This is a genomic window from Labrenzia sp. THAF187b (assembly GCF_009363375.1).
GTDB lineage: Bacteria > Pseudomonadota > Alphaproteobacteria > Rhizobiales > Stappiaceae > Roseibium > Roseibium algicola.
In genome coordinates, this window is sequence record NZ_CP045344.1 from 2,042,501 (window position 1) to 2,062,298 (window position 19,798).

A 19,798-nucleotide genomic window follows, 5' to 3' on the forward strand; every position below is an offset into this window, starting at 1 on the left:
ACGATCAAGTAGAGGGCCAGCGTGACCGCATGGCTGTCAGAAAGATCTCGTGAAACTGGTCTTATATTATTGATGATCAGTTTGTTTTGAAGCCAGGTTGGTCTTGAGTGTTAAAGGTACTCAGGGTTGGGTCTGGTGGATTTGCAAGCATGAGATGAGCATTGATAATGAGAGTGATCAAGTGTCTTAAGGGCATTCGGTGGATGCCTTGGCGACAAGAGGCGATGAAGGACGTGATACGCTGCGATAAGCCATGGGGAGCTGCGAATAAGCTTTGATCCGTGGATTTCCGAATGGGGAAACCCACTCCGTATGGAGTACCCGCAAGGGAGCAAACCCGGGGAACTGAAACATCTAAGTACCCGGAGGAAAGGACATCAACCGAGACTCCGCTAGTAGTGGCGAGCGAACGCGGACCAGGCCAGTGGCTTGCATTTAAGAACCGGAACCGTCTGGAAAGTCGGGCATTAGTGGGTGATAGCCCCGTACGGGTAGAAATTATGCAAGTCCTCGAGTAGGGCGGGACACGTGAAATCCTGTCTGAACGTGGGGGGACCACCCTCCAAGCCTAAGTACTCCTTGTCGACCGATAGCGAACAAGTACCGTGAGGGAAAGGTGAAAAGTACCCCGACGAGGGGAGTGAAACAGTTCCTGAAACCGGATGCCTACAAACAGTTGGAGGGCGCAAGCCTGACAGCGTACCTTTTGTATAATGGGTCAGCGACTTAATTTAACGAGCAAGCTTAAGCCGGTAGGTGTAGGCGTAGCGAAAGCGAGTCTGAATAGGGCGCCCTAGTTCGTTGGATTAGACCCGAAACCGAGTGATCTAGCCATGGCCAGGTTGAAGGTGCGGTAACACGCACTGGAGGACCGAACCCACGCCTGTTGAAAAAGTCGGGGATGAGCTGTGGCTAGGGGTGAAAGGCCAATCAAACTCGGAAATAGCTGGTTCTCCGCGAAATCTATTTAGGTAGAGCGTCGGATGAATACTCTCGGGGGTAGAGCACTGGATGGGCTATGGGGGCTTACCGCCTTACTGATCCTAACCAAACTCCGAATACCGAGAAGTACTATCCGGCAGACACACAGTGGGTGCTAACGTCCATTGTGGAGAGGGAAACAACCCTGACCGCCAGTTAAGGTCCCTAAGTTATGGCTAAGTGGGAAAGGATGTAGAACTCCCAAAACAACCAGGATGTTGGCTTAGAAGCAGCCATCATTTAAAGAAAGCGTAACAGCTCACTGGTCTAAATAAGGGGTTCCGCGCCGAAAATGTACCGGGGCTCAAGCCATACACCGAAACTGCGGGTGCATCTTATGATGCGCGGTAGCGGAGCGTTCTGTAAGTCTGCGAAGGGGGACCCGTGAGGGCTCCTGGAGATATCAGAAGTGCGAATGCTGACATGAGTAACGATAAAGCGGGTGAGAGACCCGCTCGCCGAAAGTCCAAGGGTTCCTGCGCAACGCTAATCGGCGCAGGGTTAGCCGGCCCCTAAGGCGAGGCCGAAAGGCGTAGTCGATGGGAATGCAGTTAATATTCTGCAGCTTGGTGGTAGTGACGGATGCCGTGTGTTGTATCTCCTTATTGGATTGGGGGTGCAGCGAAGGTGTTCCAGGAAATAGCTCCACCGTATAAACCGTACCCGAAACCGACACAGGTGGACTGGTAGAGAATACCAAGGCGCTTGAGAGAACTATGCTGAAGGAACTCGGCAAAATGCTCCCGTAAGTTCGCGAGAAGGGAGACCTCACGACGGGCAACCGTTGTGGGGTGGCACAGACCAGGGGGTGGCGACTGTTTATCAAAAACACAGGGCTCTGCGAAGCCGTAAGGCGACGTATAGGGTCTGACGCCTGCCCGGTGCTGGAAGGTTAAGAGGAGGTGTGCAAGCACCGAATTGAAGCCCCAGTAAACGGCGGCCGTAACTATAACGGTCCTAAGGTAGCGAAATTCCTTGTCGGGTAAGTTCCGACCTGCACGAATGGCGTAACGACTTCCCCGCTGTCTCCAGCATAGACTCAGTGAAATTGAATTCCCCGTGAAGATGCGGGGTTCCTGCGGTCAGACGGAAAGACCCCGTGCACCTTTACTACAGCTTCACACTGGTATTCGTCACGACATGTGTAGGATAGGTGGTAGACGTTGAAGCAGGAGCGCCAGCTCTTGTGGAGTCACCCTTGAAATACCACCCTTGTCGTCATGGATATCTAACCGCGGTACAACAATATCCGGGACCGTGTGTGGCGGGTAGTTTGACTGGGGCGGTCGCCTCCCAAATGGTAACGGAGGCGCGCGAAGGTGGGCTCAGAGCGGTCGGAAATCGCTCGTTGAGTGCAATGGCATAAGCCTGCCTGACTGCGAGACTGACAAGTCGAGCAGAGTCGAAAGACGGCCATAGTGATCCGGTGGTCCCTCGTGGAAGGGCCATCGCTCAACGGATAAAAGGTACGCCGGGGATAACAGGCTGATGATGCCCAAGAGTCCATATCGACGGCATTGTTTGGCACCTCGATGTCGACTCATCACATCCTGGGGCTGGAGCAGGTCCCAAGGGTTTGGCTGTTCGCCAATTAAAGTGGTACGTGAGTTGGGTTCAGAACGTCGCGAGACAGTTCGGTCCCTATCTGCCGTGGGTGTAGGAGAATTGAGAGGATCTGTCCCTAGTACGAGAGGACCGGGATGGACGTACCTCTGGTGGACCTGTTGTGGCGCCAGCCGCATTGCAGGGTAGCTATGTACGGAAGGGATAACCGCTGAAAGCATCTAAGCGGGAAACCCACCTCAAAACCAGTTCTCCCTGAAGAGCCGTGGAAGACCACCACGTCGATAGGAAGCGTGTGGAAGTGCGGCAACGCATGAAGCTTAGCTTTACTAATAGCTCGTTCGGCTTGATCCTCTCATTAGTCAATGTTCATCTTTTGGATGCGCCCCTGGCGCATCGAAAAGATCATTTTAAGTGCGCTACCGCCCTTCGGGCTGCTTGAGCGCGTTTGAAATGATCCATAGGGCCAATGTCCTGGAACCTTCGTCCCAGGCGAGGCCGACCAAAACATCAAAAAATATATAGACCAGTTCACGCAAATTGCGCTTCGCCGGCCTGGTGGCCCTAGCGGGGAGCCCCCACCCGATCCCATCCCGAACTCGGCCGTGAAACTCCCCAGCGCCAATGGTACTGCATCTTAAGGTGTGGGAGAGTAGGTCGCCGCCAGGCCTGCAAATCGCAATTTGAAACCTCTTCAATTTGTCTGTCGCTCACGCGCGTAACGCCCTTCGGGCTGCGCTCCGCGGGGCGGCCCGACCGGCCGGCGGCCACTTGGCCTTGCCTCCGCTGCGCTCCGGATCTCTTGTCCCATATCAGCGCAGTCTTCCGGTCAAACCGAAACATAAGGGTATGCCCAAAAGGGACCAGACCCAGTTTGACCAAACGCGCAGCGCGCAAAGGACAAACAAAAAAACAACGCGGGATGGAGCAGCCCGGTAGCTCGTCAGGCTCATAACCTGAAGGTCGCAGGTTCAAATCCTGCTCCCGCAACCAACAAATAACCCGGCCGCGCGCCGGGTTTTTTGTTGCATCACTGCGGGGGCAGGGCAAAAGCCCGACGCAGCGGGGCAGGTATCTCCCAGCAACAAGAGCCCATTAACGACCGTGAATTTCTATCGTCCCAAGGTGGATGACAGAAAAAGGCGTCAGGAACTGTCCCAACTTGCTTAAACTTGCAAACATTCAAAGGCAGTTACTAATTTGCGTCGAGACCCAATTTCGGCCCAAGCAAAAGGTTTTTCATGTGTAATGGCGTGCCGTATCCATGTGAAGGAATACGGCACGCCAGTATTCTTTACTTTGCAGCATCAAAGCATCCAGGTTGCGATGCCAGGGAAGAACAGCAAGATTGTGAGAACAAAGAGCTGCAGCACGATGAACGGAAGCAGAGCTCCGTAAATGTTGCCGAGTGTAATGTCGGGTGGTGCCACGCTTTTCAAGTAGAAGGCCGCCGGTCCAAACGGTGGGGTCAGGTAGGAGACCTGCATGTTGACTGCAAACAGGATCCCGAACCAGATCGGATCATATCCCAGCTGAACGACGATTGGCACGAAGATCGGCAACGTCAGAAGGGCAATTCCGATCCAGTCCAGGAACATGCCCAGCACAAGCAGGATAGCCATCATGATCAGAATGACGGCCACCGGCGACGCGTCGAGACCAAGCATGACCGCGGAGACGAAGCGGTTGCCCCCCATGAGGTTGTAGACACCGACGAGCACGGCTGCGGCGATCCCGATCCAGATGATCATGCCGCAGGTTTCCAGCGTGTGGACCAGACTGTCCTGAAGCATACGGGCGTTAAGTTCCCTGCGAAGCAGTGCGATGATGAGAACGGATGAAACCCCGAGTGCAGCTGCTTCGGTGATAGAGGCGATGCCTCCATATATGGAACCCAGAACCGCTACCACGATGAACACAGGGGCGATCAGGGATCGGATCGCACTGCCAATTGTTTCTTCAGCACGTTCTTCCGCGGAAATTGGTGGCCCAAGATCCGGGTTTCGAAAACAGCGAACAAGAACATAAGCGATATAGCAGCCGAGCAGCATCAGGGCAGGTGTGACTGCCGCAACGAACAGGTCGGCAATGGAGACACTTGCCACCAGTCCATAAATGATCAGGACAATGGAGGGCGGCATCATTGTTCCGAGAGACCCGCCGGCGCATACGACCCCGATTGATAAGTCGCGGTCATATCCAAGCCGCAACATCTGGGGCAAGGCCAGAATTCCCAGTAGAACGATCTCACCACCGATGACGCCGGACATGGCGGCCATCAGGGTGGCGACGATCAGCGTTTGAACAGCGACCCCACCTGGCAAACGTCCGGCAAGTACCCTCATTCCGTTGAAGAGGTCCTTCGCGATGCCCGATCTGTCGAGGAGCGCTGCCATCAGGATGAACATCGGGATGGCGACGAGGGAATATTCCGTAATGAAGCCAAAGATGCGGGCCGTAACCAGTGGCAGCGCATTTCCTCCGAACCAGCCGAACGTGAAGACCAAGGCTACGAGCCCCGTCACCCAGGCGAGAGGCTGACCCGTAAGCAGCAACACGAAGATGCTGCCCACGAGCAGAATTGTACCGTATTCAATACCCAGATCGTTGAGGCCCATGTCATTTGCCTCCGCGTTCGCTGTAGGCAGCGTCATCGCCGCGGATCGCCTTGATCAGGTGCATCAGGGTCTGAACGAACATCAGGCAAACGCAGATCAGGATAATGATTTTCAGGAGTGCCGGTGTCGGTGGGTTCCACGCCGTACCCGTGCCCTCAAGATGGATATCGCCGTTGGGTCTGTGGGTAGCCTTCCAGGCCATTGTCGCGCCTGCATATCCCAGTCCTGCAAAGAAGATCATCGCGATCAAAGAATTGACGATATCCAGCCATCGACGCACACGAGGCGAAACCGAGTCATAAATCATGCGCACGCGGATATGCTTGTCGCGAGCGAGTGCTACGGGGCCTCCGATCAGGAAGATGGCTGCTATGAGGAAGGTCGTGCTCTCGTGAGCCCAATACGTAGGGCTATCAAAAACGTAGCGGGCGATAACCTCATATACGCTGATGGCAAACGCCAGAAAGATAGCCCAGGCAAAGAGCTTCGCGGACCCGGCAATGAACCGGTCCAGGCCGGTTCGCAGGTTCGCCTGGCCATTTTCCTCGAGGTCACTCACATCCGGATTGTCCGGCATGGATTCTTCTCCCGTCGCGCAGTTGGCAAGCTGTTGTGGAAATAGGGGAAGGCCAATCAGTCTTGGCTGACGGCCACGCACCGGCATCTCGTTTCACCCGTTATGGACAGATAGAAACAAGGTCAGGCCGCACCCGGACCTTTCGGTCCGGGTGCGGCTGCGTCAACGGAACGTTGGTCAGATCAGAGCTGGTTCCGGCCCTTCAGATAAGCGACCACCGCATCGTAGTAGCGTTGGGTGAGGTCGTTCTTGCCGGCCCAGTTTTCCCATTCCTGCTGCGCGATCCTGCGGAACTTCGCTCGCTCGTCGCCGGACCAGTTGACAATTTCGATCTCCGGGTTTGCCTTGGCTTCCTCGACTGCGGCCGCATCGAGTTTGCGTACGGAATAAACGTGATCGAATATGAACTGGTCAACGGAGGCGTTCAGGACGGCCTTCAGGTCGTCTGGAAGTTCATCCCAGATTGATTTGGTCATCGAAATGTCGATCAGCGGCAGGGAATGAAAGCCCGGATACAGCGGATAGTGGGCAACGTCGTTCATGCCTTGCGACTGGTTGGTTGCGAAAACCGTATAATCAGCCGCCTGGACAACACCCTTGTCGAGAGCCGTGAAGACCTCTGAACCGGGAAGAGCAACCGGAGAGGCGCCTGCCTTGGAGAAGATCTCGTAGACCATGCCTTCCGGCGCACGCATCTTGACGCCCTTCAGGTCTTCCACGGAGCGGATTGGAACGCTGGAGACGAAAGCTTCCGGCTCAGTTGCTGCCGCTCCGATGAAATGGACGCCATAGGGCTCGACCAGTTCGGCGTAAAGCTCGTGACCGCCACCGGATTGCATGAACCCGATCAATTCGAACGGATCGCTCCAGGCACCGACCAGGTTGCCCATCATCGCAAAAGCGGGATCCTTCCCGGCGAAATAGCTCGGATCGGTCAGATGTCCCTGAAGAATGCCGGTGCCAACGGCATCAAGCGTATCGGTATGCGGGACGACGGCACCAATCGGCAAAATCTCGATCTCGATCCGTCCGCCGGACATTTTCTCAACGTTTTCAGCCCACTTCTGCTTGTTGATGAAGCCGGGCTCACCAGCCGTTTCCGAGGTCTGGAAGGTCCAGTTGTAGTCGGCGGCCGTTGCTGCGGTCGGTGCTGAAAAGACCGACAGGGCAAACAAGCTTGTTAGAATTCCGGTCTTCAGTGACGACAGACGCGCAAAACTTCCTTCCACAGTCACAGTTTGTTTGATGCGTGCTGCAAGGTGTTGAAATTGCACACCGCCGCGCATCGCTTTCGTGTCTTCGTGATAATTATTCGATTGCATGTTTTCCTCCCACATACATCGCCACAAGTTGGCTAGCCAACGCCAGGCACGTCACGTTACGCGGCCAGAAACCAAATATGACAGGTCAATTCACGCAATCCATTTGCGGGAACCCGCAATTTGGGTGTTGTAGCCGGCATTGCAGCCCAGGGATGTGGGAGGCAGTGCAGCGACCTTGCGTGACGGGGTATCGAGGGAGGCGTTCAGATCTTACCTTGATCGGATGGAGCGTGCGTGCGACCGACACCGACGCCAGCTGATCGCTTTATCCGCGCAGGAGAAGGCCTTGCCCAAGTGCAAAACGCCCTGGAAACGAATGCTTCCAGGGCGTTTTTCTTGTCATTTGTTCCAGGTTCAAGCGGCCGTGTTCTGCGCTTGCGGCTGCTCTGCTGGTTCCTCGTGTTGCGCAAGCGGGCGATTGCCCGAGAGCTTTCGGACCAGCACGTAGAACACCGGCGTCATGAAGATCCCGAAGAAGGTCACGCCGATCATGCCGGAGAAGACCGCGATGCCCATCGCGGCTCGCATTTCCGCACCGGCACCGGTGGAAAGCACAAGCGGAACCACACCCATGATGAAGGCCATCGAGGTCATCAGGATCGGGCGCAGACGTAACCGGCTGGCTTCGACTGCCGCTTCAACCGGCGTGCGGCCTTCAAATTCCAGTTCCCTCGCGAATTCCACGATGAGGATCGCGTTTTTCGCCGAAAGCCCGACCAGCACCACCAACCCGATCTGGGTGAAGATGTTGTTGTCGCCATGGGTCAGCCAGACGCCCGTCAGGGCGGCAAGGACACCCATCGGTACGATCATCACGATCGCCACCGGAAGCATCAGGCTTTCATACTGGGCGGCAAGCACCAGGTAGACCAGAAGCAGGGCCAGAGGAAAGACCAGGAACCCGGAGCTGCCGGCAAGGATCTGCTGGTAGGTCAGGTCTGTCCACTCGAAGGCGATGCCTTTGGGCAGGGTTTCCTCCGCGATCCGCTCGACCGCTGCCTGGGCCTGGCCGGAGGAAAACCCGGGAGCCGGGCCGCCATTGATGTCAGCCGCAAGGAAACCGTTGTAGCGGGTTGCCCGTTCCGGCCCGGTGGTGGCCTCGACCTTCAACAGGGCGGAAAGCGGGATCATCTGGCCGGTGGCAGAGCGGACCTTCAACTTGCCGATATCGTCGGCATGCGCCCGGTACTGGGCGTCCGCCTGCACCCGGACACTGTAGGTACGGCCGAAAGCATTGAAGTCGTTGACATACAGTGAACCCAGATAGATCTGCAGCGTCTCGAATATATCCGTTACAGATACGCCGAGCTGTTCCGCCTTGGTGCGATCAAGATCCGCATAAAGCTGGGGTACATTGATCTGGAAACTGGAGAACAGTCCAGCCAGTTCCGGCGTCTGATAGGCCTTGGCCAGGAAGGCCTTGTTGGCCGCGTCGAGTGCCTGATAGCCGAGACCGGCCCGGTCCTCGATCTGCAGTTTGAACCCGCCGGTGGTGCCAAGGCCCTGAACAGGCGGCGGCGAGAACATGGCGATAAACGCGTCCTGGATCGTGCCGAACTTCTGGTTCAGCTGCATCGCTATGGCGTCGCCGGACAATTCCGGAGACTTGCGTTCCTCGAAATCCGTCAGGGTGGCGAAGACGATGCCCGCGTTGGAAGAGTTGGTGAAGCCGTTGATCGACAGGCCCGGGAAGGCGATGGCGTGTTCGACACCTTCCTGCTCCATGGCGATCTCGCTCATCCGGCGGATGACGTCTTCGGTCCGGTCCAGCGTGGCAGCGTCGGGGAGCTGGGCAAAGCCGATCAGATACTGTTTGTCCTGTGCCGGCACGAAGCCACCGGGGACTGTTGTGAAGAGGCTGTAGGTTGCCCCTGCAAGTGCCATGTAGACCACCATGACGATGGTCTTGCGGGACAACAGGCCGCCGACGCTCTTGCCATAGGCGTTGGAACCGGCGCCGAAGGCCCGGTTGTAGCCCTTGAAGAACCAGCCGAACAGGAAGTCCATCGAGCGTGTCAGCCAGTCCTTGGGCGCATGGTGATCCTTCAGGAGAAGGGCGGCCAGGGCCGGGGACAGAGTGAGCGAGTTGATGGCGGAGATGACAGTCGAGATTGCGATCGTCAGTGCGAACTGGCGATAGAACTGACCCGAAAGGCCGGTGATGAAGGCCAGCGGGACAAACACCGCCACAAGCACCAGTGCGATGGCGATGATGGGTCCGGAGACTTCCTTCATGGCCTTGTAGGTTGCCTGGCGCGGGTTCAGCCCGTTTTCGATGTTTCGTTCGACGTTTTCAACGACCACGATCGCGTCATCGACCACGATGCCGATGGCGAGAACCAGCCCGAAGAGGCTGAGAGCGTTGATGGAAAAGCCGAAGACATACATGACGCCGAAGGTACCGATGATCGACACGGGAACGGCGATCAGCGGAATGATCGATGCGCGCCATGTCTGCAGGAACAGAATCACGACGAGGACCACAAGCACCACGGCTTCCAGCAGCGTGTCGACCACCTTCTCGATGGAGGATCGCACAAACTTTGTGGTGTCGTAGACGATCTCGTATTTGACGCCGTCAGGCATGGCGACCTGAAGGTCGTTCATGGTCTCGACCACTGCGTCGGAGATCGCAATAGCGTTGGAGCCAGGTGCCTGGAACACAGGAATGGCGACGGCCGGTTTGCCGTCGAGCAGGGAGCGCAGGGAATAATCGGCTGCACCAAGCTCGATCCGGGCAACGTCGCGCAACCGGGTGACCTCACCGTTTTCACCGGTGCGGACAATGATGTTGCCGAACTCTTCCGGCGTCTGAAGACGACCTTGCGCATTGACGCTGAGCTGAACGTCGACACCCTTCAGGTTTGGCGAAGCGCCGATTATGCCGGCCGCGGCCTGCACGTTCTGTTGGCGGATGGCGTTGGTGATGTCGCTGGCTGCCAGGTTATGGCCGGCCGCCTTTTGCGGGTCGACCCACACACGCATGGAGTAATCGCCGGAGCCGAACACCTGCACCTGACCGACACCCTGCAGGCGGGCCAGCCGGTCCTTGATGTTGAGGACGGCATAGTTGCGCAGGTAGGTGATGTCGTAGCGATTGTCCGGCGAAGTCAGGTTCACGACCATCATCAGATCGGGAGAACTTTTCACCGTGGTTATGCCAAGGCTTCGCACTTCCGCCGGAAGACGGGGTTCGGCTTGCGAAACGCGGTTCTGGACAAGCTGCTGGGCCTGATCGGGATCAGTGCCGAGCTCGAACGTGACCGTGAGTGTCATGACGCCGTCAGAGGTCGCCTGGCTGGACATGTAGAGCATGCCCTCGACACCGTTGATCTGTTCTTCCAGCGGCGTTGCCACCGTCTCGGCAATGACCTTCGGGTTCGCCCCCGGATAGGCGGCGCGCACGACGATCGATGGCGGCACCACCTCGGGGTATTCGGAGATCGGCAGCGCCCGCAGGCCGATCAGGCCGGCGATGAGGATGAGGACAGACAGCACACCGGCAAAGACCGGGCGGTCGACGAAGAATCTCGAGATATTCATATCCAGGCCCTTTCCGGTCGGAAATCGGGACAACACGTCCCCGGCCGGTGGCGGCGCCACCGGCAATCATGACTTGAATTGTTGAAGAGGGGAGGTGGAGCGCCTTGCGCTCCACCTGTTCACTCAGTTTGCAGCGGCAACGTCGTTTTCGAGCTGAGGATCGACAAGTGCACCAGAGCGGATTCGTTGCAGGCCGTTGACGACGATCCGTTCACCCGGTTCGAGGCCGCTGTCGACGATACGTGCACCTTCCGCGGTCCTGCCAAGGTTGATCGGCCTGTAGGCCACCTTGTTGTCGTCACCGACGACATAGACATATTTCTTGTCCTGGTCGGTGCCGATGGCGCGTTCGCTGATCAGGACCTTCTGTTCCGGCCTTGGCTCACCCATGCGGATGCGCACGAACTGGCCCGGGATCAGCCTGCCGCCCGGATTGTCGAAGACCGCCCTGACCCCAATGGTGCCGCTGACGGCGTCAACCTGGTTATCGACCAGTTGCAGCTTGCCCTTCACCGGGTGCCCGGCAGTTGACGAGGTTTCGATTTCGACGGGGATCATGTCCAGTGGCGGCACCGCAGCATCTGTCTGCGGCAACTCGGCCAGAACCCGCGAGACCAGGTCTTCACTTGCGTTGAAGCTTGCATAGATCGGATCGACAGAGACAAGGGTTGTCAATGCCGGCGATGCGGAGCCCGCGGCAACGAGATTGCCGACGGTGATCTCGATCTTGCCGACACGACCCGACACGGGTGCCAGCACCTTGGTGTAACCAAGTTCCAGCTTGGCCGACCTGAGAGCTGCCTTGACGGTTCTGAGGTTGGCCTGTGCTTCGGCGTAGGTGTTGCGGCGCTGGTCGAGGACGCTTTGGGAGATGGTCCGGTTTTCGATCAGCTTGTTGCCACGATCCAGTTCCAGCTTGGCGAGGTTGAGCTGTGTTTGCGCAAGTTCAACCTGACCTTCCCTTTGAGCGACGGCGGCCTCGTAGGGAGCCGGGTCAATGGTGAAGAGCAGGTCACCTGCTTCCACCAATGCGCCTTCACGGAAATCGACGGATTGAATGGAGCCGGCCACACGGGAGCGGATCTGCACCCGGTCAACGGCTTCGAGCCTGCCGGAGAAATCTTCCCACACGGTTATTTCGCGGGACTTGACCTCGGCAACGGTCACCGGCACCGCCGGGATGGCGACAGTACCGCCTGCGGCCGTTGCAGGGCTGCTTGCCGGAAGGTTCATGATGAGGACAGCGGCTGAAACAGAGACAGCAACTGCCAGACTGGCGCCCGTCAGGGCCCAGCGCTTGCTTCTTGATGTCATTGGTCTCTCCTTGGAAACCCTGCTGAAAACACAACCTTCAGAAGGGTTTGGATATCAAATCAGTGGACGCTGACGGACTGCACGAAACCGGAAAATTGCGTGCTTACGGTTTCTTGCCAGGATGGGGTCTCGTCCGTCTTTCCGCCGTAGAGTGATGGCCAGCCTGTCCCGGCGGGGAGAACATGCTGGTGAACTTCAACGCCTGCATTTTTCAGGCAGGTCGCAAAGCCGAGTGTTTCGTCCTTGAGCGGATCATCCTGAGAAGACAGAACGAGCGCCGGGGCAACGCCGGTCAGGCGTGAGCACATGCATGGGGCCGCATAGGGGTGGCACATGCCGGTGCTGAGATAGTGGCTCCAGCCGTCGGCCCAGATGTCCTTCATGCCGAACTCGCCAGCTTTCTGGAACGATGCAGAGCCCATGAAAGGATCAAGCAGAGGTGACAGCAGGATCTGTCCGTCAAGTTCATCGGCGAAATGATCCCGTGCCTTCAGCGCGACCGCTGCGGCGATGTTGCCGCCAGCCTCGACGCCGCCGACAAGAAGCAGGGATTTCCGGTTCCCAAGGCCGGCGCGCTTTTTCGCCAGATAGGAGAAGATCGAAAAACCCGTTTCCAGCGGCTTCGGAAAGACGCTGCCAAGCGGTACATTGTAATCCGGCATCACCACGATGGCGCCGGTTTCGGCAATGAGATGCGCAAACTCGCTTTCCTGCGGGACGGTGCCTTGAAAAGCGCCGCCATGAAAATAGATCAGGACTGGTGGCGACTTGCTGTATTCGGCACCCTGGTAGACACGTGCCGCCACGGGGCCGATGGCCACCTTGTCGAGTGTCATGTCCTTGATCTGCACCGTCATTTTCAGCGCCGTTTCGTGTCCATTGGTTGAGGGAGAACTGGGTACACCAGCTCTCTTGCATGTCCGATAGGTATTGTTGTTCCAACTCTGGAATAAGGGGTGTATTATTGGTTTCACTATTCGAATTTTCGAATAATAAGCCTATTTTTTGATCAGGACGCCCAGAAATGGATCAACTCTCCGCCATGCGCGCCTTTGTGAGGGTGGTTGAAACAGGAAATTTCACCCGAGCCTCCGATTCCCTTCAGATGCCGAAGGCAACGGTTACCAACCTGATCCAGAATCTCGAGAAACATCTGCAGACCAAATTGCTCAACCGGACAACGCGGCGCGTGATCGTGACGACGGACGGCGCGCTTTATTATGAGCGGGCCGTTCAGATCGTTTCGGAGGTCGACGAACTTGATGCCAGCCTGTCCCAGGCCCAGAGCAATCCGGGTGGGCGACTGCGCGTGGAAATGTCAGGGGCCTTTGCCGACTGGTTCGTGATACCGGAGCTTGGAGGTTTTTACGAAAAATATCCGGACATCCGGATCGACCTCGGGATCGGTGACAGGACAGTCGACTACCTGGCAGAGAATGTCGATTGTGCCTTGCGCGGTGGTGCGCCGGCTGATCAGTCGCTGATTGCACGGCGGGTGGCGGAGGTCGGCCTGACCACTTGCGCGGCAGCGTCCTATCTGGAGCGGGCAGGTACACCGGAAAGCCCGGCAGACGTGAAGGCGAACCACTATTGCGTCAACTATTTCGTTGCCGCCACCGGACGTACGCACCCGTTCACCTTCCGCAAGGACGGTGAGGAAATTCTGGTCGACGGACGCTATCATTGCTCGGTCAACGATGCCCGCAGCTATGTGGCGGCGGCTGTTGCCGGGCACGGCATTGCGCAGCTGCCTGACTTCATGGTGCGGGAAGAGCTGAAGCGCGGGGATCTCGTGCCACTGCTGACGGAATGGTCCGCCGACACCATTCCGCTTTATATCGTCTACCCGCCCAACCGGCACCTTTCGAACAAGGTTCGCGTTTTTGTCGACTGGCTGGTGCGCCTGCTTGCCGATGTGCCGGCGCCCGCCCAGTCTTAGGTATGAAATGCCGGCAAGGGGTGAAGCGCAAGAAGGCCATCCACCGAGAGGCTGACCCCAATCAGATGCCGAACCTGTCCCGCAGCCGGTAGACCAGCACCGATGGTGCCAGGAACCACGGATTTCCCTGATATAGCGGCCGGGTCGGGAAGGGGATCTTCTCGAACGCGGAGAGTGATTTTTCACGGCCGGCAGCTTTCTGGCCCATACGCATGCCGAGATAACTCGCCATACCTACCCCGGACCCGCAATAGCCGCCCGCGTGAAACAGGCCGTTGTCTTCGCCAGCATGGGCGAGCGTGTCGAAGGTGTAGCCGACAAACCCCATCCAGGCGTGGCTGATCCGTACGGAGCCAAGTTCCGGAAAGAGGGCTGTCAAATCGCGGTGGAGCTTGAGTGCGCTGTTGCGCGGGTCCGTTTCGCTCAAGGAGACCCGGCCGCCAAACAGCACGCGCTTCCGGTCGGGGGACAGCCGGTAGTAATAGACCAGTTTTCTGGTGTCGGAGAGGACCCGGTCCGTCGGAAACAGCCGGTCGATCGTTTCACTCGGGATTTCTTCCGTCGCGATCACGTAGGAGCCGATCGGGATCAGCCGCCGCTGAAGCCAGGGCGACAGGGGGCCTGAGTAACCATTGGTCGCCAGAATGATCTTGCCTGCCTTGAGGGAGCCGTCGCTTGTCAGGACCTTGAAGCCTGACGTCTCGCGTTCAAGCGACACCACCCGGCACTTGCCGCGCACCATCGCGCCTTCCGCCAGCACCTTGTTCAAAAGTGAAGGATGGTACTTGCTGACATCGATGCTGCAATGACGCGGATTGACGATGCCGCCATGATAGGCGTCGGTCCCAAGCTCTCGTGCCATGTCGCTTTTCGGCACCATGAAGGCATCGGTCTTCCATACGGGGTGTCCGGCGGCACAGTCTCTGGCAAGGCTTTCGTAAAGATGGGGCTTGTGGGCGCCGTGGAAGCGGCCGGTTTCCCGTAGGCCCATCTCCAGTCCATCTTCCCTTGAAAGTGCGTGCATGTAGTCGAGAGATGCCTGGCCTTCCAGGCAAAGCTGGGTGGCGAGCTCCCTGCCATAGCGACCCGCCAGGTTGGAGAAGGACGGCTTGAGGCTGGTCGAAAGCTGGCCGCCATTGCGCATGCTGCAGCCCCAACCCGGATCTTCCGCGTCGAGAACCAGCGTGTCGAGGCCTTCACGGGCGGTCTGCAGTGCGGCGTTCAGGCCGGTGTAGCCACCGCCAACCACCAGCACATCGACCTCTGCCGGCAAACCGGTAGCCGGCAGTGCGATTTTGGGGGCGATATCCTGCCAGTATGGTGTCGTCTTGTAGTTGTCCGCAAAAAGAGCCTGAGTCATTACGTGCCTTACGCCGCTCGCGTGTCTTCCAGGATAAGGTCCGCGCCTTTTTCGCCGACCATGATCGCAGGTGCATTGGTGTTGCCGGACGTGACCGTCGGGAAAATCGAGGCATCGACAACCCGAAGCCCTTCGACCCCGTAAACCCGTAGGCGTGTGTCGACGACGTTTTCGCCCGCTTCCGGTCCCATGCGGCAGGTGCTGACAGGGTGGAAGACGGTGGAGCATCGGCTGCGGACATCCGCCAGCATGTCCTCGTCGGTCTGGACACTCGGGCCGGGCGTGATCTCTTCGGCGATAACCGATTGCATGGCAGGACTTTCGGCGATCTTGCGCATCAGCTTGCTGCCTTCGATCATCTCCGTGAGATCGCGGTTGGTGCTGAGCGAGTTCGGGTGGATCTCAGGCATGTCGAACGGATCGGTGGAGCGCAGGCAGATATGGCCGCGGCTGGTTGGCCGCGTCGGCTGGAAGCCGAGGAGGAAACCGGGGAAAGGGTCCGGGTTCATCAGCGGACGTTTCCCCTTCGGCGCCTTGGTGTAGCTGACGGGCGAGAAGTAAAGCTGGATGTTCGGCCGTTCACAATCCGGATTGCTTCTGACGAAACCACCAGCCTGATTGACACTGAGCGACAGCGGACCACTGCGGGTCAGGACATAGCGGATGCCCTGGGCGAGCTTGCCCCACCAGGGATAAAGCTGCTGGTTCAGCGTCGGCACTTTGGACCGGTAGAGATAGTCGAGGCCAAGATGGTCCTGAAGGTTCTTGCCGACAGCAGGACTGTGCAAGGTGGGGGTGATGCCCTTGGCCTGCAGTTCCGCGCCATCACCAATGCCGGACAGCATGAGGATTTGCGGCGAGTTGACGGCACCTGCACTGAGGATCACTTCCCGGCGGGCCTTCACGGTCTGCTCGGTGCCGCCTCGGCTGTAGACGACACCGGTCGCCCGTCCGTTTTCAAGGATCAGCCGGGTCGTGTGTGCGTTGGTCAGGATGGAGACATTCTGGCGTTTTTTCGCGCGTGAAAGATAGGCGCGGGCCGTCGACATGCGGAACCCGTTTTTCGCGGTTATCTGGTAGAGGCCGACACCTTCCTGGCTTCTGCCATTGAAATCCGGGTTGCGGCTGAAGCCGGCTTCCTCGCTGGCTGCCAGGAAGTTTTGACACAGCGGGTGGACGTCCTTGTCCATGGAGGAGACATAAAGCGGGCCATTCCCGCCGCGATAGTCGTCGGCACCGTTGCAATTGGTTTCCGAGCGCTTGAAATAGGGCAGAACGTCCTGCCAGCCCCAGCCGGTGTTGCCGAGGGCCTTCCAGTCCTCGAAATCCGCATGCTGACCGCGGATATAGACCATGGCATTGATCGAGCTGGACCCGCCCAGCACCTTGCCGCGCGGCCAGTAGCCGGAGCGGTCGTTGAGCCCCGGATCCGCCTCGGTGTGGTACATCCAGTTGATGTTCCGGTTATAGAAAGCCTTGCCGTAGCCGATCGGCATCCAGATCCAGAAATTGAGATCCGAGCCGCCCGCCTCCAGAAGGCAGACGGTGTATTTGCCGTCTTCCGACAACCGGTCGGCAAGCACCGAGCCTGCCGAGCCCGCGCCGACGATGACAAAGTCGAACTCCGCCATGAATGCTCCTATTGAGAGGTCTTGTCGCGCTGGATGGCAATTGATAGCAGCGCAAGCAGTCCGGACCCGACCATGAGCACGAAGGAGACGGCATTTAGGACCGGCGTCGAGCCGACCTTTGCCATCCGGTCATACATGGTGATCGTCAGCGGCGCTTCCGAGCCGACAAGAAATAGCGTGGTGTTGAAGTTCTCGAACGAGACCAGGAACGCAACGATGCCGGCCGCGATCATAGCCGGACGCAGGAAGGGCAGCGTGACGGTGCGCAACACGCGGACCCGGCTTGCCCCCAGGTTGAAGGCGGCTTCTTCCATCGTGGCGTCGAATTTCTTCAGCCGGGCTGTGATCACCAGCGAGGTGATGGTGGTGATGAAGGAAAACTGCCCGAACACGACAAGCAGAAGGCCTGGCCTCAGGAACTCAAGCTCCAGATCGAACCTGTTTTCCATGTAGTTCGCGGTGTCGCTGGCCAGGACCAGGATGGAGATGCCGAGGATGACACCCGGGATCACCAGCGGTACCACCATGAGAATGTAGAAGAAGTTCTTGCCCGGAAACTCGCCGCGCACGAACAGGAACGCATTGGTCGTGCCGACGAAGACGGAGAGCGCCGCCACGAAGATTGCGATGACGAAGGAATAATAAAGCCCCTGCAGCAAACGCCGGTCATGGAACATGCCGAGTTTTGGTTCGGTGTCGCTGAAGAACCAGTCCAGCGTGAAACCTTGCCAGGGCAGTGCCGGGAACAGGCTGTCGTTGAAGGCGAAGGCTCCGGCTGAAATCAGTGGCGCTGCCAGGAAGATGAAGAAGGCAACGACATAGAGCCGGTAGCCCATCAGGAACGGAGAGGAGTTCTTTTGCGCAAGCATCGTCTGTCCTCCTCAGCTCTTTGCCACGGTGTTGGCGAGGGTCTGACCGGAGAGTTTCAGGCCGAGCCAGATCACGACGGAGGTGAACAGCAGGAGCAGCATGCCGAAGGCCGCGCCTCCCTCCCAGTTGAAGCGGGTGATGAACTGATTGTAGATCTGTTCTGTGAACCAGCTCGAATTCTTGCCGCCGAGCAGGATCGGCGTCAGGTAGGAACCTGCCGTCAGCATGAAGGTGACGATACAGCCGGCCACGATGCCCGGCATCGCGTAGGGAATGATGATCCGGCGCAATACGGTGAAGCCGTTGCCGCCCAGATTGTACCCGGCCTCGATCATTGAATTGTCCATGCCGTCCAGCGTCGAAACCAGTGGCACGATCATGAACAGGATCACGGTGTAGACAAGGCCGATGATGACCGCGATGTCGTTGTAGAGAAATTCGACAGGCTGGCCGACCAGTCCGGTCCAGAGCAGGAAATTCGAAATCACACCGGTTTCGCGCAACAGCAGGATCCAGCCGAAGGAACGGATCAGGTCGCTGACCCAGAGCGGGATCAGGCAGAGCAGGAACAGACCACCGCGCGCCCTGGGGCCGGCGATCTTGGCGATGTAGTAGGCAATGGGAAAGCCGATCAGCAGCGCCAGTGCTGTGACCAGCAGGGACATGGACCCGGTTCGCAGAAGCGTGTTCCAGTAGATCGGTTCGTTGATGAAATCCAGATAGTTGGCGAAGCTGTATTCATAGACGCGCGGCGCCACTTTCTCGCGGAAGGAGAGGAGCACCATGCCGATGTGCGGCAGAATGATCAGCAGCAGGATCCAGAGCGCGAAAGGCGAAAACAGCAGGATCAGCGACAGCCGTTTGATATCCTTGTTCTGCATCATGCGCTCTCCGCGCGGGCAAAACACATGGCTTGCCGGGACGACCAGATCAGGCGCACGTCTTCTCCGGGTTTCAGGTCGTTGTTGCCGGTTACCGTCACATCGGACTCGATAAGCTCGCCGCTGCCGGTCCGTACGAGCACACGGCTGTTGGCACCGTTGAAGAGCAGGCTGTCGATGACACCGCTCATCTGGTTGTCGCCTTCTGTCACAGCCTGGTCCGCTTCGGATGCGCGCACCGTGCGGATGAATTCCGGCCGCACGAAAATCTCCACCTTGTCGCCATCACGAATGGTCTGATCCGCGCCGGCACTGAAACTCATCGAAAGCCCCTGATCCGTTTCCACCTTGCCACCCGTGCCGTCTGCGGATTTCACCGTGCCGGACCAGCGGTTGCTGTCGCCAACAAAGCCGGCGACGAAGGCGGTCTTGGGGTGATGATAGAGATCCTGCGGCGTGCCGATCTGTTCGAAAATGCCCTGGTTCATGATGGCGACGTTATCGGACATCACCAGTGCTTCCGACTGATCGTGGGTGATGTAGATAAAGGTCGTGTTGAACTGGTGCTGCAAAAGTTTCAACTCGATCTTCATCGCTTCGCGCAGCTTCAGATCGAGCGCGCCGAGCGGTTCATCGAGCAAGAGTACATCCGGATCGAGCACCATGCAGCGAGCAATGGCGATGCGCTGTTTCTGGCCGCCGGACAACTGGTGGATTTCCCGCTCGCCAACATCGGGCAGGGCGATCCGCTCCAGTACGTCCTGGACCTTGCGCTTTATTTCCGCATTGCCCACGCCTGCGCACCTGAGGCCATAGGCAATGTTCTCGTAGACGTTCATCATCGGGAACAGCGCCAGATGCTGGAACACCATCTTGACGTTGCGCCGGTTGGGCGGCACGCCGAGTACCGACTTGCCCTTGATCTTGATGTCGCCGGAGGTCGGGTCCTCGAAACCCGCGATCATGCGCATCAGGGTTGTCTTGCCACAGCCCGACGGACCGAGAATGGAGAAGAACGAACCGCTCGGGATCTCGAAGGAGACACCTTTGACGGCGCGAAATCCTCCAAAACTCTTGGCAAGGTCGAGGCATTCAAGATCGTAGGCGGGTGAGGTCTGTTTCATCAATGCGGGCCAACTGGAAGGGATCGGGGTTTGGAGCGCCGGGTGTGCCCGGTTGCTTCTCTCCGGTGTTTTGAT

At 58.2% G+C, this 19,798-nt stretch carries 12 protein-coding genes, 1 tRNA gene and 2 rRNA genes; 4 read left to right on the top strand and 11 right to left on the bottom strand.

From position 1 onward, the window contains the following. The first annotated feature begins 175 nt into the window (after positions 1 to 175). From FIV03_RS09515 to FIV03_RS09525, 3 genes are all read left to right on the top strand, one after another. Positions 176 to 2,898: ribosomal RNA gene (locus tag FIV03_RS09515) — 23S ribosomal RNA — on the top strand. Positions 2,899 to 3,098: 200 nt separating this feature from the next. After that, positions 3,099 to 3,213 (top strand): 5S ribosomal RNA (gene rrf / locus FIV03_RS09520). A gap of 247 nt (positions 3,214 to 3,460) precedes the next feature. Next, positions 3,461 to 3,537, top strand: a tRNA-Met gene (locus FIV03_RS09525). A 314-nt stretch (positions 3,538 to 3,851) separates the two neighbouring features. On the opposite strand, the gene FIV03_RS09530 is transcribed toward FIV03_RS09525, so the two are convergent. The 6 genes from FIV03_RS09530 to FIV03_RS09555 all read right to left on the bottom strand — a co-directional run bounded on the left by FIV03_RS09530 (position 3,852) and on the right by FIV03_RS09555 (position 12,775). Continuing rightward, positions 3,852 to 5,198: a TRAP transporter large permease subunit gene (locus FIV03_RS09530; protein WP_209009922.1), complete on the bottom strand. Its 1,347-nt coding sequence runs from the start codon at positions 5,196 to 5,198 to the stop codon at positions 3,852 to 3,854. Next, positions 5,164 to 5,739: a TRAP transporter small permease gene (locus tag FIV03_RS09535; protein ID WP_152509392.1), complete on the bottom strand. Its 576-nt coding sequence runs from the start codon at positions 5,737 to 5,739 to the stop codon at positions 5,164 to 5,166. The genes FIV03_RS09530 and FIV03_RS09535 overlap by 35 nt, the downstream gene beginning before the upstream one ends. A gap of 182 nt (positions 5,740 to 5,921) precedes the next feature. After that, the gene (locus tag FIV03_RS09540) at positions 5,922 to 7,061 is read right to left on the bottom strand and encodes a TRAP transporter substrate-binding protein (protein WP_209009923.1); all 1,140 of its coding nucleotides are present in this window, start codon (positions 7,059 to 7,061) and stop codon (positions 5,922 to 5,924) included. Between the two features lie 354 nt (positions 7,062 to 7,415). Next, positions 7,416 to 10,604 carry a multidrug efflux RND transporter permease subunit gene (locus tag FIV03_RS09545; RefSeq protein WP_152509394.1) on the bottom strand — a complete coding sequence of 1,063 codons (3,189 nt, stop codon included), beginning with the start codon at positions 10,602 to 10,604 and terminating at the stop codon, positions 7,416 to 7,418. Positions 10,605 to 10,727: 123 nt separating this feature from the next. Further along, the gene (locus FIV03_RS09550) at positions 10,728 to 11,918 is read right to left on the bottom strand and encodes an efflux RND transporter periplasmic adaptor subunit (protein WP_152509395.1); all 1,191 of its coding nucleotides are present in this window, start codon (positions 11,916 to 11,918) and stop codon (positions 10,728 to 10,730) included. A 59-nt stretch (positions 11,919 to 11,977) separates the two neighbouring features. Further along, positions 11,978 to 12,775: an alpha/beta hydrolase gene (locus FIV03_RS09555; RefSeq protein WP_023000088.1), complete on the bottom strand. Its 798-nt coding sequence runs from the start codon at positions 12,773 to 12,775 to the stop codon at positions 11,978 to 11,980. Positions 12,776 to 12,942: 167 nt separating this feature from the next. On the opposite strand from FIV03_RS09555, the gene FIV03_RS09560 reads away from it, so the two are divergent. Further along, a complete protein-coding gene (locus FIV03_RS09560) occupies positions 12,943 to 13,857 on the top strand; it encodes a LysR family transcriptional regulator (RefSeq protein WP_152509396.1) in 915 nt (304 codons plus the stop codon). 61 nt (positions 13,858 to 13,918) lie between these two features. Here the strand turns inward: FIV03_RS09560 and FIV03_RS09565 are convergent, their stop codons facing one another. Genes FIV03_RS09565 through FIV03_RS09585 form a run of 5 tightly spaced genes read right to left on the bottom strand, consistent with a single transcriptional unit; the run spans position 13,919 to position 19,723 of the window. Then, complete coding sequence (locus tag FIV03_RS09565) at positions 13,919 to 15,217, bottom strand: FAD-binding oxidoreductase (protein WP_152509397.1); 1,299 nt, start codon at positions 15,215 to 15,217, stop codon at positions 13,919 to 13,921. An 8-nt stretch (positions 15,218 to 15,225) separates the two neighbouring features. After that, the gene (locus FIV03_RS09570) at positions 15,226 to 16,848 is read right to left on the bottom strand and encodes a choline dehydrogenase (RefSeq protein ID WP_152509398.1); all 1,623 of its coding nucleotides are present in this window, start codon (positions 16,846 to 16,848) and stop codon (positions 15,226 to 15,228) included. Between the two features lie 8 nt (positions 16,849 to 16,856). After that, positions 16,857 to 17,717 (bottom strand): ABC transporter permease, encoded by an 861-nt coding sequence (locus FIV03_RS09575; protein ID WP_055661526.1) that lies wholly within the window; start codon positions 17,715 to 17,717, stop codon positions 16,857 to 16,859. A 12-nt stretch (positions 17,718 to 17,729) separates the two neighbouring features. Then, a complete protein-coding gene (locus FIV03_RS09580) occupies positions 17,730 to 18,602 on the bottom strand; it encodes an ABC transporter permease (protein ID WP_152509399.1) in 873 nt (290 codons plus the stop codon). Next, positions 18,599 to 19,723: an ABC transporter ATP-binding protein gene (locus FIV03_RS09585; RefSeq protein WP_152509400.1), complete on the bottom strand. Its 1,125-nt coding sequence runs from the start codon at positions 19,721 to 19,723 to the stop codon at positions 18,599 to 18,601. The genes FIV03_RS09580 and FIV03_RS09585 overlap by 4 nt, the downstream gene beginning before the upstream one ends. Positions 19,724 to 19,798: the final 75 nt, after the last annotated feature.